This is a genomic window from Polaromonas sp. C04 (assembly GCF_002002705.1).
Lineage (GTDB): Bacteria > Pseudomonadota > Gammaproteobacteria > Burkholderiales > Burkholderiaceae_C > Rhodoferax_A.
Map to the genome: position 1 here is coordinate 39,146 of NZ_MUNS01000027.1, position 25,804 is coordinate 64,949.

A 25,804-nucleotide genomic window follows, 5' to 3' on the forward strand; every position below is an offset into this window, starting at 1 on the left:
CCTAAAGGACCATCATGCTTGTTTTTCTGCAGCAGACTGGAGGCGTCACGAAAGTGCTCGTTTTTGTTGAACCACGAACGGCCGCCTTGTAGAAAATCGAACTTCGGCTCTGGGCGCAAACTGGAAGCTCATCCGCCCCTGAGCTTGTCAGTCGAATTTCATCGCAGCCACCCACCGATGCAGGTGTGCAAAGACCAGGTGGTGACCGAAGAAAATCCCGGAAAGACGTTCATCGACATCGCCGCTGAACCCTGACGCTGCATCCGCTTGTGCGGCGTTAGCCGGAACTCACCGCTCTGGTTTTCGCCAGGCGTCATCATACGCATGGGTCTCAAAGACGCGCGTCAGAGCGTCCCTGTCGATGATGTGAATATGTCGTGCATTTACTTCAAGCAGGCGTTGTTGCTGGAAAATTGAAAACGTCCGGCTGACGGTTTCCAACGACATACCACCCAGGTAACTGCCGATGTCAGCGCGCGTCATTCGCAGGTGAAATTCGCTGAGTGAGTAGCCACGGGCGTTCAGGCGTCGCGACAGGTTCAACAGGAAGGCCGCCAGCCGCCCCTCGGCCCTCAACTGCGATAGCAGCGCGTGACTGTGCTCGCGCACAATCTCGCGGCTCATCAGACGGGCGATGAGGCCCTGCATGTCGGTGTTGCCGGTCGCCAGTGCGAGTTGCGCGTAAGGAATGGCCGAAACCTCGGTGTCCTCCAAGGCCGTGGCGCTGCTGGCATGGCGGCCATAGGCTACCGCGTCCAGCCCGGTAAGCTCACCCGCCATGTAGAAGCCGTTCACCCGCTCGCCACCGTCCGCCATCGCCAAGCTGGACTTCAACGTGCCGCTGCGCACAAGATAAACAAAGACGAAGGGTTCTCCCTCGTGGTAGAGCGTTTGCGCAGACCTGACCTTGCGCCGGTGCACTGCCAGGCTTTCCAGTCGTGCAATGTCGTCGTCACCGATGCGGCTGGGCAGGGAATACTCGCGCAGGTGGTGGCCAGAGTTCCCCGAGGTTGGCGACACGGCTGGCGTCATTCCGGGCCCGGCCTGACGGGGCAAAATGCCCCCGGGGACAACGGGAGACTCGACGTTAGCGTGGGACGGAGACTTTTCTTGATGGTCGCTGTGCATTGCCATTCACCCGGAGGAGTTGCGGAACACTATATGGGCAACCGACTCCCTCGTGGCAAACCCCGTTTTATGCAGTGTAAACGCTTTGGCCTTGACGTTACCAACCGCGGCCATGCTGCATTAATTCACCGCCCCGGCTTTTTCAAACGTGGCTCGTTGTACGCGAGGCACTTACGCGCCAAAGTCGCGGCACCAATCGCTTGGCCCACCTTCCATGCCCCAGGTAGGCACCGTCAATCGCACAGGTCAGGACAAGAACAGGTTCTTCGGAGTCAGAAGTTCAAGCCCCGTTTTAAGGCGGCGCCGGCACTGGGCTGCTGTCCACCGCTATTGCGTCAAAGGTGGCGCACGTCACCACCGCGCTCGACATGTCGGGCGCCATGCTGCAGGTGCTCAATGAAAAGGGCTTTGCCAACATTACCACGCGCCAGAAAGACAGCAGGAGTCATGGCGAAGTAGGCAGGCGACGTGCAGCGGCGTTGGACGCCCGCCGCGCCGGTGAACAACGCCGTCGCCTCGGTCACCGTGCTGGCGTGCACCGCCATGCACGCGGATGCCTGGGCGACTGCCCTGCTGGTGGCCGGCCCTGGCGAAGGTCTGGCGAAGGCGCAGCGCATGGGGCTGGAAGCGCTGTTTCTGCTGCGTCGCCCCGAAGGGCCGGTGGAGATGGGTCTGGGGCGGTTCGGCTCTTCCACAATGCAGCAAGATGCTGCATGAAAGACGGCTCAACAACCCGTTCAGCAGTGAGTCATCACGACGGGCACGGACTGTGCACAGAGTCGCCAGCGACTCAACGCGAATACCCACGACTCACTGCAGCCGATGGCTGACAGGGTTCCTGCAGGAAGTCCTCAAGATCATTGTCGCTGACCCACGCACTGCCGCATGAAGACGGCATCCAGATCCGTGCGTAGGTTGCGCAGTCTCGGGGTCGACGAAACCCGGGACCGCTTCAACGCGATGCAGGCCGCTTTATGCCGGCTTGGCTCCCGAGCAGCAACACACCGCTGACGAGTACCTGGCTGCGGTCATTCCGTAGCTGCAAGCCAGGTGCAGATGCGGCATCGGACGAATCAGCGTCTGGGTTGGGTAAACCACGAGGCCATGTGTCGGGGTTTCACTGAAAATGAATCCTCCCACTTCCCTTCATATCCTGCAAGGAACCCCATGAATATGAAAATACCTGCGCTGATGACCGCATTGCTGCTGGCGGCCGGCGTTGCCCAAGCTGCCGCGGCCGATACCCTGGGCAAGATTGCCGAGAGCAACAAGATGACCGTGGCCTACCGCGAATCGTCGGTGCCGTTCAGCTACCTGACGGGATCGACCAAGGCGGTCGGGTTCGCGGTTGACATGACCGAGGCGATTGTCAAAGCGGTCAAGACGAAGCTGAACAAGCCGAACCTGCAGGTGGACTACATGCCGGTGACATCGCAAAACCGCATCCCGCTGCTGGCCAACGGCACCATCGACCTGGAGTGCGGCTCCACCACCAACAACACGGCGCGCGGCAAGGACGTGGCGTTCGCCATCAACCACTTCTACACCGGCACACGGCTGCTGGTGAAGAAATCCTCGGGCATTAAAAACTACGCCGACCTGGCCGGCAAGACGGTGGCCAGTACGACCGGCACCACCAACGTGCAGGTGCTTCGCAAATACAGCGCGGACCACAACCTGGGGATGAACATCCTTCTGGGCAAGGACCATGATGACTCGCTCTTGCTGGTCGAAAACGACCGTGCGCTGGCGTTCGCCATGGACGACGTGCTGCTGTTTGGCCTGAGAGCAAATTCGAAGGACCCGGCCTCGCTGGAAGTCGTGGGCGACTCGCTGCAGGTCGAGCCCTATGCCTGCATGCTGCGCAAGGACGATCCCGCCTTCAAGACGCTGGTCGATGGCGTGATTTCGGGGATGATGAAGTCGGGTGAGTTCGAGAAGCTCTACAACAAGTGGTTCATGTCGCCGATTCCGCCGAAGAACATCAACCTGAACCTGCCGATGAGCCAGCAGTTGCGCGACAACCTCACCGCGCAAAGCGACAAGCCTGCGCTGTAGACGCAGCGGCGCCTTATGAATCGCTGGACGCGCTCCAGCGGTTGTTCCAGGCTTTTTGAATATCGCGCCGGTCGCGTTTGGTGGGGCGCCCATGCTCGATGCTGTGAGCGGGCTCGCCGGCAAAGCGGCGCTGTTCGGCGGCCAGCGCGCGTAGGTGCAGGCTCTCGGCCGTTTCTTCATACATCTGTTGTGCCACCGGCGCGGGCCCGCGCATGCCGCTCAAACCCCGGACCACGACGGTGCGCGTGACCAGGCCCTGGCGCATGACGATGGTGTCGTCCAGTTTGAGCTCGCGCGCCGGCTTGGCGTCCTGCCCGTTGACCTGCACGCGGCCCTTGCCGACCTCCTCAGCGGCGAGCGAGCGCGTCTTGTAGAAACGCGCGGCCCAGAGCCATTTGTCGAGTCGTAGTTTTTCACTCATGGGCCGCCATATTAAGGCCGGCGAATGGCGGCGCCGCGAAGTGCCCGCCATCGAGGCGCTAACATCCGCGCATGGAAGACACCGACACCCGGCCGCAGGCCAGCGAGGACGCCGCCACGGCGGCACTGCCGCAGGACGCCGACAGCATCTTGGCGCTCGCAGCGCGCTCGATGTTTCATCTGTTCTCCAGCATCAGCCAGGGCATGTTCCTGGTGGACCGCACGGGGCGCATCGTCTGGGTCAACGAGGGCTACAAGCGCTTTCTGCCGGCGCTCGGGTTCTCGTCGGTGGAGCAGTTTGTCGGTCACATGGTCGAGGAGGTGATTCCCAACACGCAAATGCGCCAGGTGCTGGAAACCGGCGAGGCGTACCTGATCGACCTGCTGACCAACCGCGCGGGCACCTTCGTGGTGAGCCGCATTCCGCTGCGCGGCGACGACAACGAGATCATTGGCGCCATCGGCATCGTGCTGTTCGACCATCCCGAGAACACGCTCCAGCCGCTGATCAGCAAGTTTGCCAGGATGCAGCGCGATCTGGACGATGCGCGCCGCGAACTGGCAACCCAGCGCGTGATCCAGGGCGCGGGCCAGCGTCCGTCCAAGTACACCTTTGCCAATTTTGTCGGCGCGAGTCCGGCGGCCGTGGAGGTCAAGCGCCAGGCGCGGCGTGCCGCCCAATCGTCCAGCCCGGTGCTGCTGCTGGGCGAGACCGGCACCGGCAAGGAGCTGCTGGCGCATGCGGTGCACGCTGCTTCGGCGCGCGCGCGCGGTCCGCTGGTCAGTGTCAACATCGCGGCCGTGCCGGACACCCTGCTCGAGGCCGAGTTTTTTGGTGTGGCGCCGGGTGCCTATACCGGCGCCGAGCGCAAGGGGCGCGACGGCAAGTTCAAGCTGGCCGACGGCGGCACGCTGTTTCTGGACGAGATTGGCGACATGCCGCAAAGCCTGCAGGCCAAGCTGTTGCGCGCCTTGCAGGAGGGCGAGATCGAGCCGCTTGGCTCCAACAAGCTGGTGCCGTTCGACGCGCGCGTGATTGCGGCCACCTCGTGCGATCTGGCGGCGCTGGTGCGCGAGGGCAGGTTCCGTGAAGACCTGTACTACCGGCTCAATGTGCTGCCCATTCGCGTGCCGCCGCTGCGCGAGCGGCGCGCTGACATTCCTGCGCTGGTCGAGGTACTGGGCGAAGACATCGCGCTGCGCAACGGCGCGCCGCTGCCCGAGGTGACGCCCGAGGCGCTGGCGCTGCTGTCCGCGCAAACCTGGCGTGGCAACATCCGCGAGTTGCGCAATGTGCTGGAACAGGCGGCCATGCGCAGCGATTCACTGCGTATCGACGCGCCCCAGCTGGAGGTGGTGTTGCGCGAGGCCGGCATCGAGAAGATTTCCCCCGTGCCGGCGATGCAGCCAATGCCGGGACACGAGGCTGCGGCTGCGGCGGGAGACGGTGCCTTGCCTTTGCGCCCGCTGGCGCAGCAGATCGAGGAACTGGAGCGGCGGGCGATCAGCGCCGCACTGGCCGCCAGCGGTGGCAACAAGCTGGCAGCGGCGCGGCTGCTGGGCATCTCGCGTGCAACGCTTTATGATCGCTTGAGTTTGATTGTTTGAAAATAATACATATGTATGTAAAACAGTCAAAATAATTGCCTGATAATTAGACAATAGGAGTCTGGGTTTCTAAAAATCCTATGGAAATCAATGCATTACGTTTTGGCACAACCTGTGCAATGATGTCTCGGGATCTATTGGCATAAAACAAGGAGACTTCTTCATGCATCGTCGCACCATGGTGGCGCTCACCGCGCTGGCCGCTACCACTTTCGCATCCGTACCGGCCTTCAGCCAGTCCAAGGAAATCCGCATTGCCCACGTCCACAGCATGACGGGCCCGCTCGAGGCTTATGGCAAGCAGACGCAAACCGGCTTCATGATGGGCCTGGATTACGCGACCGGCGGCACCATGATGGTGGCCGGCAAGAAAATCGTCGTGATCGAGAAGGACGACCAGGGCAAGCCGGATCTGGGCAAGTCGCTGCTCGCTGCCGCCTACTCGGACGACAAGGCCGACCTGGCCGTCGGCCCCACCTCGTCGGGCGTGGCGCTGGCCATGCTGCCGGTAGCGGAGGAATACAAGAAGATCCTGCTGGTCGAGCCCGCCGTGGCCGACTCAATCACCGGCGACAAGTGGAACAAATACATCTTCCGCACGGGCCGCAACAGCTCGCAGGACGCGATCTCCAACGCCGTGGCGCTGGACAAGCCGGGTGTGAGCATCGCCACGCTGGCGCAGGACTATGCCTTTGGCCGTGACGGTGTGAAGGCGTTCAAGGCCGCCATCCACAAGGCGAAGATCGTGCATGAGGAATACCTGCCGGCGAACACCACGGACTTCACCGCCGGGGCCCAGCGCCTGATCGACGCGCTCAAGGACAAGCCGGGCCGCAAGGTGATCTGGATCGTGTGGGCCGGCGCCGGTAACCCGTTCAAGATCGCCGATATGGATCTCAAGCGTTACGGCATCGAGATCGCCACCGGCGGCAACATCCTGCCGGCCATGGCCGCCTACAAGAACTTCCCCGGCATGGAAGGCGCGACCTACTACTATTTCGGTATCCCGAAGAACCCGGTCAACGATGCGCTGGTGTCGATGCACTACAAGGAATTCAAGAGCCCGCCGGACTTCTTCACGGCCGGCGGCTTCTCGGCCGCCATGGCGATCGTCACGGCGCTCAGGAAGACGAACGGTGACACCAACACCAATACGCTGATCAAGACCATGGAAGGCATGAGCTTTGACACGCCCAAGGGGAAGATGACCTTCCGCAAGGAAGACCACCAGGCCATGCAGTCGATGTACCACTTCAAAATCAAGGTCGATCCGGCGTTTGCCTGGGGTGTGCCCGAGCTGGTTCACGAGATCACGCCCGCCGAAATGGATATTCCGATCCTGAACAAGCGCTAAGCCCCGAGCAGATGCTGGAAACGCGCGGGCTCACCATTCGTTTTGGTGGCCACGTCGCGGTCAACGATGTCACGTGCAGCTTTGCACCGGGCACGCTGACCGCCATCGTCGGCCCCAACGGCGCTGGCAAGACTACCTATTTCAACCTGATCTCGGGCCAGCTCAAGGCGACCAGTGGCGCGGTGCTGCTCGATGGGCAGGACCTGTCAGGCATGAACGCCTCGGCGCGCACGCGGGCCGGGCTGGGCCGTGCGTTCCAGCTGACCAACCTGTTTCCGAACCTGACCGTGCTGGAGAATGTGCGGCTCGCCGTGCAGGCCACGCGCGCGGGTCCGCATCATCACGGACTGAACCTGTGGAGCATCTGGAGCGACCACAAGGCGCTGACCCGACGCGCCGAGGAAGTGCTGGAGGCGGTCGCCATGAGCGACAAGGAGCATATGCCGGTGGCCGGCCTGCCGCATGGCGACCAGCGCAAGCTGGAAGTGGCCTTGCTGATGGCGCTGGAGTCCAGCGTGTTCATGTTCGACGAGCCCACGGCCGGCATGAGCGCCGATGAGGCGCCGGTGATCCTGAACCTGATTCGCCAGCTGCGGCTCGACAAGAGCAAGACGATCCTGCTGGTGGAGCACAAGATGGACGTGGTGCGCGAACTCGCCGACCGCATCATCGTGCTGCACAACGGCACGCTGGTGGCCGATGGCGAACCGGCTGAAGTGATAGCTTCACCGATCGTTCAGGAAGCTTACTTGGGGGTTAACCCCCAAGGCGCTTCCGCGCAAGATGTGGCTCCCCCCCAACCCGGCCTTCCGCCTCAAGGGGGAAGGATATCTGCACCATGAGCGCGAATCTTTTGACCCTCGCGGGCGTGCACACCCATATCGGCGCGTACCATATCCTGCACGGCGTGGACCTGGTGGTGCCGCGCGGCCAGCTGACCATGCTGCTGGGGCGCAACGGCGCCGGCAAGAGCACCACGCTGCGTACCATCATGGGTTTGTGGCAGGCATCGCAGGGGCGCATCACCTTTGCCGGGCGCGACATCACCACGCTGGCGACGCCGCAGATTGCCGCGCTCAATATTGCGTATGTGCCCGAGACCATGGGCATTTTTTCCGATCTCACGGTGAAGGAAAACATGCTGCTGGCGGCGCGCAGCGCCAAACGGGCCAGCCAGATGGACGAGGCGCGCTTGACCTGGATTTTCTCGCTGTTTCCCGCCGTGGAAAAATTCTGGAATCACCCGGCGGGCAAGCTTTCGGGCGGGCAAAAGCAGATGCTCGCAGTGGCCCGTGCCATCGTCGAGCCGCGCGAGCTGCTGATCGTGGACGAGCCCAGCAAAGGCCTGGCGCCGGCCATCATCAACAACATGATCGATGCCTTCGCGCAGCTCAAGGCCAGTGGCGTGACCATCTTGCTGGTCGAGCAGAACATTAACTTCGCCATACGGCTGGGTGATAGCGTCGCCGTGATGGACAACGGGCGCGTGGTCCACAGCGGCACCATGCAGGCGCTGGCCGAAGACAAGGTCATGCAACGCTCCTTGCTGGGCTTGGCATTATGAAAAATTTCGATTTCGACTGGAAGCCGCTCGCGCTGGTGCCGCTGCTGGCCGTGTTGATGCTGCCGCTGATCGGTTCGGGCTCGACCTGGCTCACGCTCACGGTCGCGGGGCTGGCCATGGGCATGATCATTTTCATCATCGCCTCGGGGCTGACGCTGGTGTTCGGCCTGATGGACGTGCTCAACTTCGGGCACGGCGTGTTCATCGCGCTCGGCGCCTTTGTGGCGACCAGCGTGCTGGGCGCCATGAGCGACTGGACCGGCTCCCCCGAGCTCTGGCGCAACCTGGTGGCGGTGCTGCCCGCCATGCTGATCGCGATGGCGGTCGCGGGTGCCGTGGGGCTGGCGTTCGAGCGTTTCATCGTGCAACCCGTTTACGGCCAGCACCTCAAGCAGATCCTGATCACCATGGGCGGCATGATCATTGGCGAGGAACTCATCAAGGTCATCTGGGGCCCTGCGCAAATTCCGCTGCCGCTGCCCGAAGCCATGCGCGGCTCGCTGCTGGTGGGCGATGCCGCCATCGAGAAATTCCGCCTTCTGGCGGTGGTGGTGGGCGTCGCGGTGTTCGCGCTGCTGGCCTGGGTGCTCGGGCGCACCAAGGTCGGCCTGCTGGTGCGCGCCGGTGTGCAGGACCGCGAGATGGTCGAGTCGCTCGGCTATCGCATCAAGCGCCTGTTTGTCGGGGTGTTCGTGGCGGGCAGCGCGCTGGCCGGACTGGGCGGCGTCATGTGGGGCATGTACCAGCAAAGCGTGGTGCCGCAAATGGGTTCGCAGGTGAACATCCTGATTTTCATTGTCATCATCATCGGCGGCCTGGGTTCTACCGGCGGTGCGCTGATCGGCGCCTTGCTGGTCGGGCTGATGGCCAACTACACCGGCTTCCTGGTGCCGAAGGTGGCGCTGTTCTCCAACATCGCATTGATGGTGGCTATTTTGCTGTGGCGCCCGCAGGGCGTCTATCCGGTCACCAACCGTTGACCCCGAGGCCGCCATGCTGAACCGACTTCTCTCCAATGATTTCCCGCGCAGCCGCGTGCTCGCGGTGCTGCTGGTGGCGCTGCTGGTGGCGCTGGCGTTCGCACCCTTCATTTTTCCGGGTGTCAAGGCCCTCAACGTGGCCGCCAAGGTCCTGATTTTCACGGTGCTGGTCGCCAGCTTCGACCTGTTGCTGGGCTACACCGGGATTGTGAGTTTTGCCCACACCATGTTCTTCGGTATCGGTGCCTACGGCATTGCAATTTCCGCCAGCCGGCTGGGCCCGACCTGGCAGGCGCTGGCGGTCGGGCTGGTGGGCGCGCTGGCGCTGTCGTTTGTGCTGGCGCTGCTCGTGGGGCTGTTCTCACTGCGCGTGAAGGCGATATTTTTCGCCATGATCACGCTCGCCGTGGCCTCGGCCTTTTTGACGCTGGCGTCGCAGCTCTCCGCCTTCACTGGCGGCGAAGACGGCCTGACCTTCAAGCTGCCCGAGCTGCTGTCGCCGAGCTTCGAGTTCATGGAGGAGCCGTTCCTCGGGGTTTCGATCGACGGTCGTTTGCTGAGCTACTACCTGTTGTTCGGGGTGGCCGTGGTGCTGGTGCTGGCACTGCTGCGCATCGTCAACTCGCCGTTCGGGCGCGTGCTGCAGGCGATCCGCGAGAACGAATTTCGCGCCGAGGCAATCGGCTACCGCGTGGTGGTGTACCGCACCACGTCCAGCGTCCTGTCCGCGCTGTTTGCCACGCTGGCCGGTGCCATGTTGGCCCTCTGGCTGCGCTACAACGGGCCCGATACCTCCCTGTCCTTCGAAATCATGATCGACGTGCTCTTGATCGTGGTGATTGGCGGCATGGGCACGATTTATGGCGCGCTGGTGGGCGCTGCGCTGTTTCTGGTGGCGCAGAGCTACTTGCAGGATCTGCTCAGGCTGGGCAGCGAGGCGGCCTCAAGCCTGCCCTGGTTGTCGACGCTGCTGTCGCCCGACCGCTGGCTTTTGTGGCTGGGCATCCTGTTCGTGCTGTCGATCTATTACTTCCCGGCCGGTGTGGTGGGCCGTTTGCGCGCCATGGGCCATGGTGTCGCAAAGGCGGGGATCAGGACATGACGTTTAGCTCCAATTACTTAACCTGCGCCGGGCGCGAAATCCATTACACCGAATGGGGCGCCCCGCAGGCGCCGGTCGTGATCGCCTGGCACGGACTGGCGCGTACCGGACGCGACATGGACGAGCTGGCCGCCCATCTGAGCGCCCGCTACCGCGTGATCTGCCCGGACACGATTGGCCGCGGCCTGAGCCAGTGGAGCCCCGATCCCAAGGGCGAGTACTGCCTCGCGTTCTACGCCCGCATTGCCGCCGATCTGCTGGCGCAACTCCAGATCCACCAGGCGCACTGGGTCGGCACGTCGATGGGCGGCGCCATCGGCATGGTGTGCGCGTCGGGCCTGTTCGAGCCCGCGCTCAAGGGCTGCATCAAGAGCCTGGTGCTGAACGACACGGCGCCGCAGATTGCCGACGCGGCGATTGAGCGCATCAAGTCCTACGCAGGCAGTCCGCCGGCCTTCGAAACCGTGCGCGAACTCGAAACCTTCTTCCGGCAGGTCTATAAGCCCTACGGCTGGCTCAGCGATGCGCAGTGGCGCCGGCTCACCGAAACCTCGACGCGCCGCCTGCCCGATGGCCGCGTCACGCCGCACTACGACCCCGCCATGGTGCAGCAGTTCACCCAGCACCCGAACGACTACCTGATCTGGGGCCACTACGACGCTATCGACATCCCGGTGCTGTGCCTGCGCGGTGCGCATTCCGACCTGGTGCTGCCCGAGACGACGGCCGCGATGCTGCAGCGTGGCCCCGGGCTGCGCGGCTTGACTCAAATCGTGGAAGTGCCTGGTTGCGGCCACGCGCCCGCGCTGAATGTGCCCGACCAACTGAACCGGGTGGCAGCATTCATCGACGCGGCACGCTGAGCCTGGGTTGCTATTGATCTGGTAGCGAGATGGGCTTTGTCTGCGCCGGCTAAAGGCGTATTTCGTGCCTGAATCGCTTGTCTTCGGAACGAAGGTGGGGTTCGACCCCGCGGCACTTGCGTCTGATCCGGAGTTTTCTTGACAATTGCTAAGGAAGCCCACTTTCCATTGAACCGGCGTTCGCCTCCCCCGTTTATATTGGCAAGAAGGCGATGGGCGCCTCCATGAACACACGGGAAATCGATATGGATAGGTTGCTATTTCACAGGTTCAGCGCTGCTTTCCTCACGACTGCATTCGCGGCTTTGCTCGCCGGCCCCGTGCTGGCACAGACGCCCGCGCATACCCATGACGCCGCAAGTCCTCACAAACTGAGCCTGGACCGGGGTCATCGATGGGCCACCGACGAGGCCTTGCGCAACGGCATGGATCGGATTCGAGGCCTGGTCGAACCGCGCTTGGGCGACACTCACGCCGGCAAGCTCAGCGCCGCGCAGTACCGCGAACTGGCGACCCAGGTCGAGGTCGAGGTTGGGAGCATCGTTGGCAATTGCAAGCTCGAACCAAAGGCCGATGCAATGCTGCACCTGGTGATCGCCGACCTCGGCGAAGGCACCGACGCGATGGCCGGCAAGAACCCCAAGCTGAGCCCCGCGCAGGGCATGGCCAAGGTGGCCCTGGCCGTGAATGAATACGGCCGCCACTTCGACCACCCCGGGTTCAAGCCGATCCGCAACGTCCACTGAATCACAGAAAACAAGCCATGAACTACGACATTCCTTTGCCGCTGACGCACAAACACAAAGCACTGCGGCGGCAGCGCGCGGGCGCGCAGCGGGTTGGCCTGCCATTGGCGGCGGGGTGGTGAAAATGAAGGCCATGCAAACACCCGCGTTCTTCGACACCGTGCCGCGCATCGTGATGCAGGACCTGCTCGCTGAGACCCTGGGCGCCGCGTCTGATGGGGTCATCGAGTACAGCTACCTCGATGCGGTCAAACTGACCGGGCACTCTTGTCCCACGGTGGCCGGGGCCTACCTGATGACCCTCAACGCCCTGGCCCATCTGTATCCCAACGAGTTACCGCGCCGCGGCGAGTTGCGGGTCGAGCTGCGCCAGCGCATTGACGAAGGTGTTGCCGGCGTAATCGCCAGCGTGGCCGGCCTGGTCACCGGTGCCGCGAACGAAGGCGGCTTCAAGGGCCTGGGCGGCCGTTTCAGCCGGCGCGACCTGCTGCGCTTTGGTATTCCGATGCAGGGCGAGCTTCGCTTCACGCGCCTGGACACCGGGCAGGCTGTCGAGTTGGCCCACCACCCTGTCGCGGTGCCCCGGCCGCCTGCATTGACCAGCCAGCTGCAGGCAGCTTCGGACCCGGGGGCCGACGCCGCCACGCGCCAGGCTTTCGCTGCAACATGGCAAGGCTGGGTGCGCACGATCCTGCTCGACCACACAAATGACCCGGCGCTGATCACGGTCATGGATTGATATCGGATGGCCCGCAAGGAGATCGCACCCGAAGTTCTTCTGGCGCGCTTGTCGCTCTTCAAGGAGCTGGACGCCGCAACGCTCGTTCGCTTGACAGCGGGTATCACACGCCGGTCATTGAAGCGCGGGGAGACGCTGTTTCACAAGGGCGATCCTGTCACCGGGATGTATGTCGTCGTGTACGGTGAGGTCCGGTTGATCGCGAGTACTCCGGCGCGTGGCGAGCGCCTTTCGGGCATTGTCGGGCCAGGGCAGAGTTTCGGCGAACCCGTGATGTTTCTCGAACGGCCGACGCTCGTTGCAGCCCAGGCAGCTACCGACGCACTGCTATTGCACTTGTCCAAAAATGCGGTGTTCGCCGAGCTTGAACGCAACCCGAAGTTCGCACGCCGCATGATCGCCGGCCTGAGCAAGCGCATTGAAAGCCTGGTGCGTGAGCTCGACCGCCAGGCCATCGGCAGCGGCACCGAGCGCTTCATCGCCTATCTGCTGCGTCACGACGGGAGCGGGCCGGGTCCGAGCGTGATCACGCTGCCGGCCGCCAAGGGAGCCATCGCGTCGCAGTTGAATTTGACGCCCGAGCACTTCTCGCGCATCTTGCGCGAGTTGGCCGACGCCGGGCTGGTGAAGGTGAAAGGCCGCATGATCACGGTGCTGGATTTGGATCGGCTTGAACTCGCGGCACGACGGCGTAGCCGCTAGGACATGACGAGGAGACTACGAGCGGGGAAGCTGACCATTAAAGGTGTAGTAAACCAGGTCTGTTCCGGTCTACTGCCGGGCCCCCAGCGCCTGTGCCGCCGCGCGCGAATCCGCCAGTAACTGGGCGTCCGGCGCCGCCTGCGTCGGCCAGCCCGCCATATGCTGTTGCGCCACGTCGCACAGCGCGCCGATCCACTCGGGCTGGTCGTTCAGACACGGGATGTAGTGGAACGTCTGGCCGCCGGCCAGCAGGAAGGCCTTGCGCGCCTCCTGATTGATTTCTTCCAGCGTTTCCAGGCAGTCGCTGGTGAAGCCGGGGCAAACCACGTCCACGCGCTTCGTGCCGGAGCGCGCCAGCGCCACCAGCGTCGGTTCGGTGTAGGGCTGCAACCATTTGGCCTTGCCGAAGCGTGACTGGAAGGTGAGCGTGTACTGGTCCGCGCGCAGGCCCAGTTTTTCCGCCAGCAGCCGGCCCGTCTTGCGGCATTCGCAGTGGTACGGGTCGCCCAGCTGCAGCGTGCGCTCGGGCACACCATGAAAACTCATGACCAGCTGATCGGGCCGCCCGTGGTCCTGCCAGTGGGCCTTGATGCGCCGCGCCAGCGCGTTGGTGTAGCCCGCGTCGTCGTGGTAATGGTTCACAAAGCGCAGCTCGGGAATGGCGCGCGTCTTTTGCGCCCACGCGTACACCGCATCGAACACGCTGGCCGTGGTGGTGCCCGAGTACTGCGGGTAGGCCGGCAGGATCAGCACGCGCGTCACGCCCTCAGCCTTCAGGGCGTCCAGTTCGGACGCGATCGACGGCTGGCCATAACGCATGGCGTAGCGCACCGTGACGTGATGCCCGCGCTCGCCCAGCCAGCCGCGCAGCAGCGTGGCCTGCCTGGCCGTCCAGACCTTCAGGGGCGAGCCCTCCTTGCGCCATATGCTGGCGTATTTCGCCGCCGATTTTTTGGGCCGGGTGCGCAGGATGATGCCGTGCAGGATCAGCCACCAGATCGGTTTCGGAATTTCCACCACGCGGTGGTCGCTCAAAAACTCGGCCAGATAAACCCGCAGCGCCGCCGGCGTGGGAGCCTCGGGGGTGCCCAGGTTGCACAGCAGCACGGCGGTCCTGGGGGCTTGTCCATGGGTGTGCGCCGGCTCGGGCGTGAATGGGGAGGCGAAGGTCATGCGGTATTCTCCCGCACTATGCTGGACATCCGGAAAATCAAGGCCATCTCGCTGGATCTGGACGACACCCTGTGGCCGGTCTGGCCTACCATCGCGCGGGCCGAACAAGTGCTGCACGACTGGCTGGGGGAGCACGCGCCGAAGACGGCCGAGCTGTTTGCGAGTCCGCTGGCGCTGCGCGAGATCCGCGAAAGCATGACGGCGCAGCGCCCCGATCTGCAGCATGACCTGAGCGCCTTGCGCCGCGAATCCATCCGGCTCGCCCTGAACCGCGCGGGCGATGCCCCGGCGCTGGCCGACGCTGCGTTCGAGGTCTTTTTCGCCGAACGCCAGCGGGTCGATTTCTACGATGACGCGCTCGCGGCGCTGACGTTTCTCGGCAGCCGCTTTCCGCTGGTAGCGCTGTCCAATGGCAACGCCGACGTGCAGCGGGTGGGCATTGGGCAGCACTTTCGCGCGACCCTCAGCGCACGCGAGTTCGGCGTGGGCAAGCCCGACCCCCGCATCTTCCACGCGGCCGCCCGCGCTGTTCAGGTGCGGCCTGAAGACGTGCTGCACATAGGCGACGACGCGACGCTCGATGCGCTGGGCGCGATCAACGCGGGCCTGCAGGCGGTCTGGATCAACCGGGCGGGCCACGCGTGGCCGCACGACGGAGAGCCGCCACTGACGCTGGCCAGCTTGAGTCCGCTGTGCGCGCTGTTGTCAAGCGGCGCCGGATCACGTGGTTGATGCTCTGATTGCTCACGACACGAATCGTTCGGGCTGAGCCCGTCGAAGCCCTTCGATCAGTTCGGCGCGTACGGGAGTAGGGCACCCGTCATGAGTCATCACGGTCGCGATCGCTACGCTGCCGCCATCAAGGCAGTTGCGCCGCGGCCAGGCCGCTGCCGTTACAGAAGTTGCGCAGCCGCTACGCCGCTGCGCGTGGCGCCCTCCAGCGTCGCGGGGTAGGGGCCATCGATGTAGTCGCCGCAGGCCAGCAAGCCCGGCGCGATCTGCGGGGGCGGGCGCAGCAGGCCCGGCGTGCAGGCGAAGGTCGCGCGCTTTTCGACGATGGTCTGGATCGGCGCTACCCGCAGGCCGAGCTGGCTGCAGGCCTGCGCCACCACCTGGGCCTGCAGGTCGCCCCGGCTGCCGTTGCTGGTGCTGACCACAAAAGCCAGCAGGTTCGCGGGGCCGCCGAGCTGGCCGCGGTCGAACACGAACTGCGCAGGGGCAGCGCGCGCCGGATCCGGGCTGCTGCGCAGGGCCAGCATGGGGCAGGGCAGCAAGCCGGCCGATGAACTTGCGCTGGTGGTGGCCAGCGCATACACGGTGGTGATCGCTTCAAAGCGCAGGGCGCGCGCGACGCCAGCCCAGCGCTGCAGTTGAACTGCTATGGTTTCAGGAGCTACTACCGAAGACGCAGCAAGGACTGCAGCCGCATCGGATGCCGAAGTCGCGAGCATCACGCGGTCGAAAGCTTGTTCGTTGACGTGCCACCGGGCGAGGGCGGGCGGCCCGGCTGGCGCCGGGTTGCAGCGCAGCGCCTGCACGCGCTGGCCCATGCGGACCTCGCCGCCATGCGCCTGCAGCCAGCGCGCCGCCGCATCGGGAAACAGCGCCGCCAGATCCACCCGGGGCAGCAGCAGGTTGGAGCCGCCGCGGCCCGCGAACAGGCTGTCCTGGATCACACGCAAAAATACCTGGCCGCTGGCTTGCTCTGCCGGTGTATTGAGGGCCGCCACGCACAGCGGCTCGATGAATTCGCCCTGCAGCCGCGGGGTCAGCGCCGCGCACAACTGGGCCACGCTGGCGCCCGGCGCGCACTGGAAGCCGCCAAGCCGCCAGCCGATGGCGCTGCGCAGCAGCGCCAGCTTGTCGCGCCAGCGCCAGCCGCGCGCCGATACGATACCGGCCAGCGTATCCCACGGCGCCGGCCCGTGGCGCAGCGCCAGGCCGCTGCCGTCGGGAAAGCGCAAAGCCAGTGGCAGCCGCGCGAGCGCCACGTCGGGGTCCACGCCGACCAGTTGCATCAGGCGCAGGGTTTCGCTGTAGGCGCCGATCAGGATGTGCTGGCCATTGTCGAGCGTGACGGAAGTTCCATTCGGTAACGTGCCGTTCAGGCCCCTGGCCCGCCCCCCCAGTGCACGAGATGCTTCGAAAACCGTAGCATGGTGCCCGCCGCGCGTGGCCGTCACCGCCGCTGCCATGCCGGCCCAGCCGCCGCCGATGATGGCGACTTTCATGGCATGAGCGACGCCGGGCCGCCCCAAGGCGCGAAGGCCCCCGTGGGGGGCAGCGCAGCACGCGAAGCGGCGAGCGTGGGGGCCATATTCAGACGTGTCCCAGCGCCTGCACCTTCCACGCCAGCCAGAGCTTGCGCACCGGCGTGAGGCTGATGCGCTGGTGCAGCACCGGGAAGTTGTCGCGCTCGATCTCGCGCAACAGCGTCTGGTAGATGCTGGCCATCATCAGGCCCGGCTTCTGGGCGCGGCGGTCGGCGGCCGGCAGCAGGGCAAAGGCTTCGTCGTACAGCGCGTGCGCGCGTTGCGTCTGGAACCGCATGAGTGCCGCGAAGCGCGCCGCGAACTCGTCCGTGCCGTTGCCCGCCAGCGGTTTGGGGCGCTTGAGGATTTCGTGCGCCTTCACATCGAACTGCTGCAATTCGCTCACCGGCAGGTAGATGCGCCCGCGCATCGCGTCCTCTCCGACGTCGCGGATGATGTTGGTGAGCTGGAACGCCAGCCCCAGCTTGTGCGCGTAGGCGGTGGTTTGCGCCTGTGTCTGGCCAAAGATGCGCGCCGATACCTCGCCCACAATGCCCGCGACCAGGTGGCAATAGCTTTGCAGGCCTGCGAAGTCGAGGTAGCGCGTTTGCTCCAGGTCCATCTGGCAGCCCTCGATGATGGCCTGCAGATGGCGCTGTTCAATCTGGTAGTCGGCCACCACCGGCATCAGGGCCTGCATGACCGGGTGCGTCGGCTGCCCCGCGAACGACTGGGCGACCTCGGATTGCCACCAGGCCAGCTTGGTGCGCGCCACACCGGGGTCCACCATGTTGTCGACCACATCGTCGACCTCGCGGCAGAACGCATAAAACGCCGTGATGGCGCCGCGCCGCGGCTTCGGCAGGAAGAGAAAGGCGTAATAGAAGCTGCTGCCGGATGCGGCGGCTTTTTGCTGGACGTACTGCTCTGGGGTCATGGCGTGATTGTTACATCCACAGACTGCGCCACAGCATCACGGGCACGTCCCACGCGGTGAGCCTGGGGCGCGCGCTCAGGGTGGCGAAGCCCATCGCCTCGATCTTGCCCAGGATGCGCAGCCCGCCTTGCACCACCAGGCGCAGCTCCCAGCCCGCGCGGCCCGGCACCCGGTGTACCAATTGAGAGCCATTTAGCATGGTAGCCCTTGCCAGCTCTACGTGTGCAGCTATCAGGTTTGTAGCATTTCGGGTGTGACGCAGGGCCAGCAGATCCTCATGCGTGACGCTGTGCGCGTCGCAGTCGCGCGCCGGCAGATAGAAGCGTCCGCGCGCCACGTCCTGCCCCAGGTCCTGCCAGAAGTTGATGAGCTGCAGCGCCGTGCAGATGCAGTCGCTTTGCGCGAGCGCTGTTGCATCGTGCACACCGTACAGATGCAGCAGCAGCCGGCCCACCGGATTGGCCGAGCGGCGGCAGTAGTCGAACAGCTCGCCCTGGTCGACGTAGCCGGCCCGGTCGCGGGTCTTGGCCACGTCCTGCTCGAAGGCGCTCAGCAGGTCGGCGAGCAGGGGTACGGACAGCTTGAAGTCCTGGATGGCCGCGCCCAGCGGCCCGAACACCTGGGGCCAGCGCGCGGAGACGGTTTGCCCGCTGGCTGCGGCGGCCAAATCGGCCCGGTACTGCGCCAGGTCGTCCAGCCGCTGCTGCGCTGGCGCATCGCCTTCGTCGGCCATGTCGTCGGCCGTGCGGGCGAACCAGTAGATCGCCGCGATGGCGGGGCGCAGACGGGGCGGGCACAACCACGAGGCGACCGGGAAGTTTTCGTAGTGCGTCAGGGGCAGCGAGGCGGCAGCGGCGGGGTGGTTCACGGCAGGGATTGTCGCTGACGACCCGTTTGCGGGTCAGGCAGACACCGGTTCCAGTCTAAAATAGAAGGTTGACCGATTTCACGCGGGCGGTCGCGCGACTGGCGGGGGCATCTGTCGGCGCGCGGCCCGTCCGTTTTATTTTTGGGACTGCGCGGGTGGCGAAATTGGTAGACGCACCAGGTTTAGGTCCTGACGCCAGCAATGGTGTGGGGGTTCGAGTCCCCCCCCGCGCACCAGACAGTCCGAGATTTTGATATTTGGAGAACCCTATGTCCGTTACCGTTGAAACCCTTGAAAAGCTGGAACGCAAAATCACGCTCACGCTGCCCGTTGGCGTGATCCAGTCCGAAGTCGATGCGCGCCTCAAGCGCATGGCGCGCACCGTGAAGATGGACGGCTTTCGTCCCGGCAAGGTGCCGATGACCGTGGTGGCGCAGCGCTATGGCTACTCGGTGCATTACGAGGTGATGAACGACAAGGTTGGCGAAGCCTTTGCCAATGCCGCCAACGAAGCCAAGCTGCGCGTGGCCGGCCAGCCCCGCATCAGCGAAAAAGAAGGCGCACCCGAAGGCGAGTTGACGTTTGACGCCATCTTCGAAGTCTTTCCCGACGTCAAGATCGCCGACCTGACCACGGCCGAGATCGACAAGCTCACCGCCGAGGTCAATGACGCTGCCATCGACAAGACGCTGGACATCCTGCGCAAGCAGCGCCGCACCTTTGCGCAGCGCGCACAGGATGCGGCGGCGCAGGACGGCGACCGCGTCACGGTCGATTTCGAAGGCAAGATCGACGGCGAAACCTTCCAGGGCGGCAAGGCCGAGGACTTCCAGTTCCTGGTCGGTGACGGCCAGATGCTCAAGGAATTCGAGGACGCCGTGCGCGGCATGAAGGCCGGGGAGAGCAAGACCTTCCCGCTGGCGTTCCCGGCGGATTACCAGGGCAAGGAGGTGGCCGGCAAGGCGGCGGACTTCATGGTCACGGTCAAGAAAATTGAAGCGGCCCATCTGCCCGAAGTGAACGATGCGCTGGCCAAGTCGCTCGGCATTGCCGACGCCACGGTCGAAGGCCTGCGCGCCGACATCCGGAAAAACCTGGAGCGCGAAGTCAAGTTCCGCCTGCAGGCGCGCAACAAGCAGGCGGTGATGGACGCGCTGATCGCCAAGGCCGAACTCGATCTGCCCAATTCCAGCGTGCAGGCCGAGGTGGACCGCATGGTGGAGGGCGCGCGCGCCGACCTCAAGCAGCGCGGCATCAAGGACGCCGACAAGGCGCCGATCCCCGACGATGTGTTCCGCCCGCAGGCCGAGCGCCGCGTGCGCCTGGGGCTGGTGGTGGCCGAACTGGTGCGCGGCAACGAGCTGCATGCCAAGCCCGAGCAGATCAAGGCGCATATCGAGGAGCTGGCCGCCAGCTACGAAAAGCCGGCCGACGTGGTGCGCTGGTACTACGGCGACAACCGCCGCCTGGCCGAAGTCGAGGCCATCGTGATTGAAAACAACGTGACCGAGTTTGTGCTGGCCAAAGCCAAAATCAACGAAAAGACGGTTTCGTTCGACGAGCTGATGGGGCAAAACTGATCAACCCTTCTGCCTGGCGGTGAATTGGGGGCTTGCGGCGGACTTGCAGTTTCGCGCGCAAGCCCCATTTCTTTTCGGTACAGTCCCAATATCTCTGGAGAAACCATGATCATTCGAAGCAATGCCTCCTATGGCGCCCCAAGCAGCGCCTCAGAAATCCAGGGCCTTGGCATGGTCCCGATGGTGATCGAGCAGTCCGGCCGCGGCGAGCGATCGTATGACATCTATTCACGCCTGCTCAAGGAGCGCGTGATTTTCCTGGTCGGGCCCGTGAATGACCAGACCGCCAACCTGGTCGTGGCGCAGCTGCTGTTCCTGGAAAGCGAAAATCCCGACAAGGACATTTCGTTCTACATCAACTCCCCGGGTGGTTCGGTCACGGCCGGCATGGCCATCTACGACACCATGCAGTTCATCAAGCCCGATGTGTCCACGCTGTGCACCGGCATGGCCGCCAGCATGGGCGCGTTCCTGCTCGCGGCCGGCGCCAAAGGCAAGCGCTACACGCTGCCGAACTCGCGCGTCATGATCCACCAGCCCTCGGGCGGTGCGCAGGGCCAGGCGACCGACATCGAGATTCACGCCCGTGATATTTTGAAGACGCGCGACCAGCTCAACCGCATCCTGGCCGAGCGCACCGGGCAAACGATCGAGAAAATCGAACGCGATACCGAGCGCGACTACTTCATGTTCGCCGACGAGGCCAAGGAATATGGCGTGGTGGATCAGGTCATTGCCAAACGCCCCTAAGCTGACTAATCTTCAAGTTGCGCAGCTGCAACGGCGTTTTCTGCGACGGAAAACGCCGTTTTTAAATGGTTATCATTGAGAAACCCCGGTAACAAGGCATTCCACACATGGCCGAGAAAAAAGGCTCCTCCAGCGAAAAAACCCTTTATTGTTCCTTTTGCGGCAAAAGCCAGCACGAGGTCAAGAAGCTGATTGCTGGCCCCTCGGTTTTCGTCTGCGACGAATGCATTGACCTGTGCAACGAGATCATTCGCGACGAACTTCCCCTGGGCACTGATGGGCGCGAGACGCGTGGCGATCTGCCCACGCCGCTGGAAATCAAGACCAACCTCGACAACTATGTGATCGGCCAGGAGCCGGCCAAGCGCACGCTGGCGGTGGCGGTCTATAACCACTACAAGCGGCTACGCCACAAGGAAAAGGCCAAGAAAGACGATGTCGAGCTGGCCAAGAGCAACATCTTGCTAATTGGCCCTACGGGCTCTGGCAAGACACTGCTGGCGCAGACGCTGGCGCGCATGCTCGACGTGCCGTTCGTCATGGCCGACGCCACCACGTTGACCGAGGCCGGTTATGTGGGTGAAGACGTCGAAAACATCGTGCAAAAGCTGCTGCAAAGCTGCAATTACGACGTGGAGCGGGCGCAGCGCGGCATTGTCTACATCGACGAAATCGACAAGATTTCCCGCAAGTCGGACAACCCCTCGATCACGCGCGACGTGTCGGGCGAAGGCGTTCAGCAAGCCCTGCTCAAGCTGATTGAAGGCACCATGGCCAGCGTGCCGCCGCAGGGCGGGCGCAAGCACCCGAATCAGGATTTCCTGCAGGTCGACACGACCAACATCCTGTTTGTTTGTGGCGGCGCTTTCTCGGGCCTGGAAAAAGTCATTGAAAACCGCACCGAGTCTTCCGGCATTGGTTTTGGCGCCGCGGTCAAGAGCAAGCAGCAGCGCGCCCTGACCGAAGTCTTCAAGGAAGTCGAGCCCGAGGACCTGATCAAGTTCGGACTGATCCCCGAACTGGTAGGCCGCATGCCGGTGGTGGCCACGCTGGCCGAACTCAGCGAAGATGCCTTGGTACAAATCCTGACCGAGCCGAAGAACGCCCTGGTCAAGCAATACAGCAAACTGCTGGCCATGGAAGGCGTCGACCTGGAGATTCGCCCCTCGGCGCTGAAGGCCATCGCCAAGAAGGCGCTGGCGCGCAAAACCGGCGCGCGCGGCCTGCGCTCCATTCTTGAACAATCGCTGATCGACACCATGTTCGATTTGCCGAATACCTCGAATGTGGACAAGGTGGTGGTCGATGAGTCAACGATCGATGAAAACAAGCCCCCGCTGCTTGTATACCGCGAGTCGGCGAAGAAGGCCTAGGGGCGAATAACGGCGATTTTGCCGGACCCGCCCGATATTGAATAACGACGGGTTGAAAATCGCCGCTGGTCAACCATATTCATCAGGTACAACAAAGGATTCCCATGTCCGGCCAAACGCCCCTGTCTTCATCTCCCATCGATCTGCCACTGCTGCCATTGCGCGACGTGGTGGTTTTCCCCCATATGGTGATCCCGCTTTTTGTGGGACGCCCCAAGAGCATCAAGGCGCTCGAACTGGCCATGGAGTCGGAGCGCCGCATCATGCTGGTGGCGCAAAAGACCGCCGCCAAGGACGAGCCGTCCGTGTCGGACATGTTCGAGGTGGGGTGTGTCTCCACCATCCTGCAAATGCTCAAGCTGCCGGACGGCACCGTGAAGGTGCTGGTGGAGGGGCAGCAGCGCGCCAGGGTGAACAAGATCGACGACGGCGAGTCGCACTTCACGGCCAACGTCTCGCCGGTCGAGTCGGCTCCGGGGGATCAAAAATCCACCGAAATCGAGGCACTGCGCCGCGCCGTGATGCAGCAATTCGACCAGTACGTCAAACTCAACAAGAAGATCCCGCCCGAGATCCTGACCTCGATCTCCAGCATTGATGACGCCGGCCGTCTGGCCGACACCATCGCCGCGCACCTGCCACTCAAGCTCGACAACAAGCAGGTCGTGCTGGACCTGGCCGACGTCAAGCTGCGCCTGGAGAATTTGTACGAGCAGCTCGAGCGCGAGGTCGACATTCTCAACGTGGATAAAAAAATCCGCGGCCGCGTGAAGCGCCAGATGGAAAAGAACCAGCGCGACTTCTACCTGAATGAGCAGGTCAAGGCGATCCAGAAGGAACTCGGCGAAGGCGAGGATGGCGCCGACCTCGAAGAGGTTGAAAAGAAGATCAAGCTCGCCAAGATGCCCAAGGAGGCGTTGAAAAAGGCGGAGGGCGAACTCAAGAAGCTCAAGCTGATGTCGCCCATGTCGGCCGAGGCGACGGTGGTGCGCAACTACATTGATGTGCTGATCGGCCTGCCGTGGAGCAAGAAGACCAAGATCAAGCACGACCTGGGCAATGCCGAGAAGGTGCTCAACGAAGACCATTACGGTCTCGACAAGGTGAAAGACCGCATCCTTGAATATCTTGCGGTGCAGCAGCGTGTGGACAAGGTCAAGGCGCCGATTCTGTGCCTGGTCGGGCCGCCGGGCGTGGGCAAAACCTCGCTGGGCCAGTCCATTGCCAAGGCGACGGGGCGCAAGTATGTGCGCGTGGCGTTGGGCGGCATGCGCGACGAGGCGGAAATCCGCGGCCACCGCCGCACCTACATTGGCGCCATGCCGGGCAAGGTGCTGCAGAGCCTGTCCAAAGTGGGCACGCGCAATCCGCTGTTTCTGCTCGACGAGATCGACAAGCTGGGCACCGACTTCCGTGGCGATCCATCGAGTGCCTTGCTGGAGGTGCTGGATCCGGAGCAGAACCACACCTTTGGCGATCACTACGTCGAGGTGGATTTCGATTTGAGCGACGTGATGTTTGTTGCCACCTCGAACTCGATGAATATTCCGCCGGCGCTGCTGGACCGCATGGAGGTGATTCGTCTGGCGGGCTACACCGAGGATGAAAAGATCAACATTGCGACCAGGTACCTGCTGCCCAAGCAACTCAAGAACAACGGCGTCAAGGAAGAGGAGTTGCTGGTGTCCGAGGATGCGGTGCGGGACATCGTGCGCTACTACACGCGCGAGGCGGGTGTGCGCTCGCTGGAGCGCGATCTGTCCAAGATCTGCCGCAAGGTGGTCAAGGCCTTGCTGCTCAAGAAAATGACGCCGCGGGTCTTGGTGACCAGTGAAAACCTCAACGAGTTTCTCGGGGTTCGCAAGTTCAATTACGGCCACGCGGAAAACCAGAACCAGGTCGGCCAGGTTGTGGGACTGGCGTGGACGGAGGTGGGCGGCGATCTGCTCACCATCGAAGCCACCAGCATGCCGGGCAAGGGCGTCATCACCCGCACCGGTTCGCTGGGCGATGTGATGAAGGAATCGGTGGAAGCGGCCCGCACCGTGGTGCGCAGCCGTGCACGCCGCCTCGGAATCAAGGATGAAGCGTTCGAGAAGAAGGACATCCATATTCACGTGCCCGACGGCGCTACCCCGAAGGATGGGCCGAGCGCGGGCGCGGCCATGACGACGGCTTTCGTGTCGGCACTCACGGGCATTCCCGTGCGTGGCGATGTGGCCATGACGGGAGAGATCACCCTGCGTGGCGAAGTGACCGCCATTGGCGGGCTCAAGGAAAAACTCCTCGCGGCACTGCGCGGCGGCATCCGGACCGTGATGATTCCCGAAGAAAACGCCAAGGATTTGCAGGACATCCCCGAGAACGTCAAGAACGGTCTTGAGATTGTCCCGGTCAAGTGGATCGATCAGGTGTTGAAGATCGCACTCGAGCGCATGCCCACGCCGCTGGCCGATGACGAACCGGCGGCTGGCGTGGTGCCGGCACCGGTGGCGGTGGAAGGCGTCGCACCCGCGACCACGACCACGACAGCGATCAAACATTGATACGGGGTGGCGGAGGGCTGCAAAATTAAGCTATAATTTGAGGCTTGAAATGCGGGAGTAGCTCAGTTGGTAGAGCGCAACCTTGCCAAGGTTGAGGTCGAGAGTTCGAGACTCTTCTCCCGCTCCAGATTAAAAAAAGGGAAGCCAAAAGCTTCCCTTTTTTGTCGCGAGACATGCAAATTTCTGGCGCGGTAACAAAGCGGTTATGTACCGGATTGCAAATCCGTCTAGCCCGGTTCGACTCCGGGCCGCGCCTCCAGATTCAGCCCTGTCAACTGCACTGTTGCCGGGGCTGTTTTGTTTCACAATACAGCGTCGGCCCGGGTGGTGAAATTGGTAGACACAGCGGACTTAAAATCCGCCGCTTTCCTGAATAAGGGGCGTGCCGGTTCGATCCCGGCCCCGGGCACCATTAACATCTGACTATGTCACGCTACAACACCCCTTTTGAAATCCATGTTCATGGCGAGGTTCCGCTGCGCCCTGACGTGACGTTCGCGCAGCTTCAGGACGCGCTCGCGCCCATGTGGAGATACGCCGGCGCGCGCTCGCTGGCCGATGGTGCTGCCAGTGCCTACGAGGAAGAGCCGGGCATCAAGTTCGATACGCAGGAGCATCTGCTCCAGTTGTGCTGGACGGTGCGTGGCGACGAGGACTTTCGCGAGGCGCTGGATGAGATGGGCATGAGCCTGAACGAGCTGGCGGCGCAGGGCGCCGCCATTGAGGTGACTTTTTATGACACCGATTTTGATGAGGAAGATGAGGACGAAGAAGCCCCCGAAGAGTCGCGCGACGACTTCATCATGTTCTTTGTCGGGCCCAATCCTGCGGCCATTTTGCAGGTCCAGCGCGACCTGTTGGTGCAGGACGTGGTGAGCACGATGGAGCGCCATTTCGATGGCGCCGAACTTGTGGGCGTGGTGGCCGAGATCGACAAGCTCTTTGCCCAGCGCTTCGATGCGCTCGTCAATTCGCTTGATATTGGCAAATCACCACGCGGCGGCGGACACAGCGGCTTCGGTCACGGTGGTGGCCGCAAGCCGCGGCACCTGCACTGAAAT

The 25,804-nt window shown here is 63.4% G+C and carries 23 protein-coding genes, 4 tRNA genes and 1 pseudogene; 22 read left to right on the top strand and 6 right to left on the bottom strand.

Annotated elements, in window-relative coordinates:
- Nucleotides 1-288: 288 nt before the first annotated feature.
- The gene (locus tag B0E49_RS07685) at nucleotides 289-1,032 is read right to left on the bottom strand and encodes a helix-turn-helix domain-containing protein (protein ID WP_144264481.1); all 744 of its coding nucleotides are present in this window, start codon (nucleotides 1,030-1,032) and stop codon (nucleotides 289-291) included.
- A 588-nt stretch (nucleotides 1,033-1,620) separates the two neighbouring features.
- On the opposite strand from B0E49_RS07685, the pseudogene B0E49_RS20090 reads away from it, so the two are divergent.
- Both B0E49_RS20090 and B0E49_RS07695 read left to right on the top strand, forming a co-directional pair.
- A pseudogene (locus tag B0E49_RS20090) lies at nucleotides 1,621-1,845 on the top strand (FAD:protein FMN transferase); the annotation flags it as partial.
- Between the two features lie 456 nt (nucleotides 1,846-2,301).
- Nucleotides 2,302-3,186, top strand: coding sequence for a transporter substrate-binding domain-containing protein (locus tag B0E49_RS07695; protein ID WP_077561689.1), 885 nt, complete (start codon nucleotides 2,302-2,304; stop codon nucleotides 3,184-3,186).
- A gap of 13 nt (nucleotides 3,187-3,199) precedes the next feature.
- Here B0E49_RS07695 and B0E49_RS07700 read toward each other — a convergent pair whose 3' ends face one another.
- On the bottom strand, nucleotides 3,200-3,607 hold the full coding sequence (locus tag B0E49_RS07700; RefSeq protein WP_077561611.1) for an RNA-binding S4 domain-containing protein: 408 nt from the start codon (nucleotides 3,605-3,607) through the stop codon (nucleotides 3,200-3,202).
- Nucleotides 3,608-3,678: 71 nt separating this feature from the next.
- Between B0E49_RS07700 and B0E49_RS07705 the strand changes: the two genes are divergently transcribed.
- The 10 genes from B0E49_RS07705 (at nucleotide 3,679) to B0E49_RS07750 (ending at nucleotide 13,264) form a co-directional block, all read left to right on the top strand.
- Nucleotides 3,679-5,214: a sigma-54 interaction domain-containing protein gene (locus B0E49_RS07705; RefSeq protein WP_077561612.1), complete on the top strand. Its 1,536-nt coding sequence runs from the start codon at nucleotides 3,679-3,681 to the stop codon at nucleotides 5,212-5,214.
- Between the two features lie 163 nt (nucleotides 5,215-5,377).
- A complete protein-coding gene (locus B0E49_RS07710) occupies nucleotides 5,378-6,568 on the top strand; it encodes a substrate-binding domain-containing protein (protein ID WP_077561613.1) in 1,191 nt (396 codons plus the stop codon).
- 11 nt (nucleotides 6,569-6,579) lie between these two features.
- The gene (locus tag B0E49_RS07715; protein WP_077561614.1) at nucleotides 6,580-7,410 is read left to right on the top strand and encodes an ABC transporter ATP-binding protein; all 831 of its coding nucleotides are present in this window, start codon (nucleotides 6,580-6,582) and stop codon (nucleotides 7,408-7,410) included.
- On the top strand, nucleotides 7,407-8,132 hold the full coding sequence (locus B0E49_RS07720) for an ABC transporter ATP-binding protein (protein ID WP_077561615.1): 726 nt from the start codon (nucleotides 7,407-7,409) through the stop codon (nucleotides 8,130-8,132). Before B0E49_RS07715 ends, B0E49_RS07720 begins: the two co-directional genes overlap by 4 nt.
- Complete coding sequence (locus B0E49_RS07725) at nucleotides 8,129-9,112, top strand: branched-chain amino acid ABC transporter permease (protein ID WP_077561616.1); 984 nt, start codon at nucleotides 8,129-8,131, stop codon at nucleotides 9,110-9,112. Before B0E49_RS07720 ends, B0E49_RS07725 begins: the two co-directional genes overlap by 4 nt.
- A 13-nt stretch (nucleotides 9,113-9,125) precedes the next feature.
- Entirely contained in the window at nucleotides 9,126-10,214 is a 1,089-nt protein-coding gene (locus B0E49_RS07730; protein WP_077561617.1) for a branched-chain amino acid ABC transporter permease, read from the top strand.
- Nucleotides 10,211-11,077, top strand: a complete 867-nt coding sequence (locus B0E49_RS07735) for an alpha/beta fold hydrolase (RefSeq protein WP_077561618.1) — start codon at nucleotides 10,211-10,213, stop codon at nucleotides 11,075-11,077. Before B0E49_RS07730 ends, B0E49_RS07735 begins: the two co-directional genes overlap by 4 nt.
- A gap of 245 nt (nucleotides 11,078-11,322) precedes the next feature.
- Nucleotides 11,323-11,823: a hypothetical protein gene (locus B0E49_RS07740; protein WP_144264482.1), complete on the top strand. Its 501-nt coding sequence runs from the start codon at nucleotides 11,323-11,325 to the stop codon at nucleotides 11,821-11,823.
- A 133-nt stretch (nucleotides 11,824-11,956) separates the two neighbouring features.
- Entirely contained in the window at nucleotides 11,957-12,562 is a 606-nt protein-coding gene (locus tag B0E49_RS07745) for a hypothetical protein (protein WP_077561690.1), read from the top strand.
- A gap of 6 nt (nucleotides 12,563-12,568) precedes the next feature.
- A complete protein-coding gene (locus B0E49_RS07750; protein ID WP_077561620.1) occupies nucleotides 12,569-13,264 on the top strand; it encodes a Crp/Fnr family transcriptional regulator in 696 nt (231 codons plus the stop codon).
- 69 nt (nucleotides 13,265-13,333) lie between these two features.
- On the opposite strand, the gene hemH is transcribed toward B0E49_RS07750, so the two are convergent.
- On the bottom strand, nucleotides 13,334-14,437 hold the full coding sequence (gene hemH / locus B0E49_RS07755) for a ferrochelatase (RefSeq protein ID WP_077561621.1): 1,104 nt from the start codon (nucleotides 14,435-14,437) through the stop codon (nucleotides 13,334-13,336).
- A gap of 18 nt (nucleotides 14,438-14,455) precedes the next feature.
- Between hemH and B0E49_RS07760 the strand changes: the two genes are divergently transcribed.
- Nucleotides 14,456-15,169, top strand: coding sequence for an HAD family hydrolase (locus tag B0E49_RS07760; protein WP_077561622.1), 714 nt, complete (start codon nucleotides 14,456-14,458; stop codon nucleotides 15,167-15,169).
- A 161-nt stretch (nucleotides 15,170-15,330) separates the two neighbouring features.
- Here B0E49_RS07760 and hpnE read toward each other — a convergent pair whose 3' ends face one another.
- From hpnE to hpnC, 3 genes are all read right to left on the bottom strand, one after another.
- Complete coding sequence (hpnE, locus tag B0E49_RS07765) at nucleotides 15,331-16,668, bottom strand: hydroxysqualene dehydroxylase HpnE (protein WP_077561623.1); 1,338 nt, start codon at nucleotides 16,666-16,668, stop codon at nucleotides 15,331-15,333.
- A gap of 88 nt (nucleotides 16,669-16,756) precedes the next feature.
- Nucleotides 16,757-17,626 carry a presqualene diphosphate synthase HpnD gene (hpnD, locus tag B0E49_RS07770; RefSeq protein ID WP_077561624.1) on the bottom strand — a complete coding sequence of 290 codons (870 nt, stop codon included), beginning with the start codon at nucleotides 17,624-17,626 and terminating at the stop codon, nucleotides 16,757-16,759.
- A gap of 10 nt (nucleotides 17,627-17,636) precedes the next feature.
- Entirely contained in the window at nucleotides 17,637-18,494 is an 858-nt protein-coding gene (gene hpnC / locus B0E49_RS07775; RefSeq protein WP_077561625.1) for a squalene synthase HpnC, read from the bottom strand.
- A 149-nt stretch (nucleotides 18,495-18,643) separates the two neighbouring features.
- On the opposite strand from hpnC, the gene B0E49_RS07780 reads away from it, so the two are divergent.
- The 9 genes from B0E49_RS07780 to B0E49_RS07820 all read left to right on the top strand — a co-directional run bounded on the left by B0E49_RS07780 (nucleotide 18,644) and on the right by B0E49_RS07820 (nucleotide 25,801).
- Nucleotides 18,644-18,730: transfer RNA gene (locus B0E49_RS07780), tRNA-Leu, on the top strand.
- A gap of 33 nt (nucleotides 18,731-18,763) precedes the next feature.
- Entirely contained in the window at nucleotides 18,764-20,074 is a 1,311-nt protein-coding gene (tig, locus tag B0E49_RS07785; protein ID WP_077561626.1) for a trigger factor, read from the top strand.
- A gap of 105 nt (nucleotides 20,075-20,179) precedes the next feature.
- Nucleotides 20,180-20,824 (top strand): ATP-dependent Clp endopeptidase proteolytic subunit ClpP, encoded by a 645-nt coding sequence (gene clpP / locus B0E49_RS07790; RefSeq protein ID WP_077561627.1) that lies wholly within the window; start codon nucleotides 20,180-20,182, stop codon nucleotides 20,822-20,824.
- A 107-nt stretch (nucleotides 20,825-20,931) separates the two neighbouring features.
- The gene (clpX, locus tag B0E49_RS07795; RefSeq protein WP_077561628.1) at nucleotides 20,932-22,197 is read left to right on the top strand and encodes an ATP-dependent Clp protease ATP-binding subunit ClpX; all 1,266 of its coding nucleotides are present in this window, start codon (nucleotides 20,932-20,934) and stop codon (nucleotides 22,195-22,197) included.
- A gap of 104 nt (nucleotides 22,198-22,301) precedes the next feature.
- Entirely contained in the window at nucleotides 22,302-24,743 is a 2,442-nt protein-coding gene (lon, locus tag B0E49_RS07800; protein ID WP_077561629.1) for an endopeptidase La, read from the top strand.
- 51 nt (nucleotides 24,744-24,794) lie between these two features.
- Nucleotides 24,795-24,870 (top strand) — tRNA-Gly (locus tag B0E49_RS07805).
- Nucleotides 24,871-24,928: 58 nt separating this feature from the next.
- A tRNA-Cys gene (locus B0E49_RS07810) sits at nucleotides 24,929-25,002 on the top strand.
- 59 nt (nucleotides 25,003-25,061) lie between these two features.
- Nucleotides 25,062-25,155: transfer RNA gene (locus B0E49_RS07815), tRNA-Leu, on the top strand.
- 13 nt (nucleotides 25,156-25,168) lie between these two features.
- On the top strand, nucleotides 25,169-25,801 hold the full coding sequence (locus B0E49_RS07820; protein WP_077561630.1) for a DUF6806 family protein: 633 nt from the start codon (nucleotides 25,169-25,171) through the stop codon (nucleotides 25,799-25,801).
- Nucleotides 25,802-25,804 lie beyond the last annotated feature (3 nt).

What these genes read in the sequence shown, in the direction of transcription:
- B0E49_RS07720 (WP_077561615.1), top strand. Translation starts at nt 7,407, where the DNA reads ATGAGCGCGAATCTTTTGACCCTCGCGGGCGTGCACACCCATATCGGC.
- lon (WP_077561629.1), top strand. Translation starts at nt 22,302, where the DNA reads ATGTCCGGCCAAACGCCCCTGTCTTCATCTCCCATCGATCTGCCACTG.
- B0E49_RS07750 (WP_077561620.1), top strand. Translation starts at nt 12,569, where the DNA reads ATGGCCCGCAAGGAGATCGCACCCGAAGTTCTTCTGGCGCGCTTGTCG.
- B0E49_RS07695 (WP_077561689.1), top strand. Translation starts at nt 2,302, where the DNA reads ATGAAAATACCTGCGCTGATGACCGCATTGCTGCTGGCGGCCGGCGTT.
- B0E49_RS07700 (WP_077561611.1), bottom strand. Translation starts at nt 3,607, where the DNA reads ATGAGTGAAAAACTACGACTCGACAAATGGCTCTGGGCCGCGCGTTTC.
- B0E49_RS07745 (WP_077561690.1), top strand. Translation starts at nt 11,957, where the DNA reads ATGCAAACACCCGCGTTCTTCGACACCGTGCCGCGCATCGTGATGCAG.
- hpnD (WP_077561624.1), bottom strand. Translation starts at nt 17,626, where the DNA reads ATGACCCCAGAGCAGTACGTCCAGCAAAAAGCCGCCGCATCCGGCAGC.
- B0E49_RS07735 (WP_077561618.1), top strand. Translation starts at nt 10,211, where the DNA reads ATGACGTTTAGCTCCAATTACTTAACCTGCGCCGGGCGCGAAATCCAT.
- B0E49_RS07710 (WP_077561613.1), top strand. Translation starts at nt 5,378, where the DNA reads ATGCATCGTCGCACCATGGTGGCGCTCACCGCGCTGGCCGCTACCACT.
- clpX (WP_077561628.1), top strand. Translation starts at nt 20,932, where the DNA reads ATGGCCGAGAAAAAAGGCTCCTCCAGCGAAAAAACCCTTTATTGTTCC.
- clpP (WP_077561627.1), top strand. Translation starts at nt 20,180, where the DNA reads ATGATCATTCGAAGCAATGCCTCCTATGGCGCCCCAAGCAGCGCCTCA.
- B0E49_RS07760 (WP_077561622.1), top strand. Translation starts at nt 14,456, where the DNA reads ATGCTGGACATCCGGAAAATCAAGGCCATCTCGCTGGATCTGGACGAC.
- B0E49_RS07715 (WP_077561614.1), top strand. Translation starts at nt 6,580, where the DNA reads ATGCTGGAAACGCGCGGGCTCACCATTCGTTTTGGTGGCCACGTCGCG.
- B0E49_RS07730 (WP_077561617.1), top strand. Translation starts at nt 9,126, where the DNA reads ATGCTGAACCGACTTCTCTCCAATGATTTCCCGCGCAGCCGCGTGCTC.
- B0E49_RS07705 (WP_077561612.1), top strand. Translation starts at nt 3,679, where the DNA reads ATGGAAGACACCGACACCCGGCCGCAGGCCAGCGAGGACGCCGCCACG.
- B0E49_RS07820 (WP_077561630.1), top strand. Translation starts at nt 25,169, where the DNA reads ATGTCACGCTACAACACCCCTTTTGAAATCCATGTTCATGGCGAGGTT.
- hpnE (WP_077561623.1), bottom strand. Translation starts at nt 16,668, where the DNA reads ATGAAAGTCGCCATCATCGGCGGCGGCTGGGCCGGCATGGCAGCGGCG.
- B0E49_RS07740 (WP_144264482.1), top strand. Translation starts at nt 11,323, where the DNA reads ATGGATAGGTTGCTATTTCACAGGTTCAGCGCTGCTTTCCTCACGACT.
- B0E49_RS07725 (WP_077561616.1), top strand. Translation starts at nt 8,129, where the DNA reads ATGAAAAATTTCGATTTCGACTGGAAGCCGCTCGCGCTGGTGCCGCTG.
- tig (WP_077561626.1), top strand. Translation starts at nt 18,764, where the DNA reads ATGTCCGTTACCGTTGAAACCCTTGAAAAGCTGGAACGCAAAATCACG.
- B0E49_RS07685 (WP_144264481.1), bottom strand. Translation starts at nt 1,032, where the DNA reads ATGACGCCAGCCGTGTCGCCAACCTCGGGGAACTCTGGCCACCACCTG.
- hemH (WP_077561621.1), bottom strand. Translation starts at nt 14,437, where the DNA reads ATGACCTTCGCCTCCCCATTCACGCCCGAGCCGGCGCACACCCATGGA.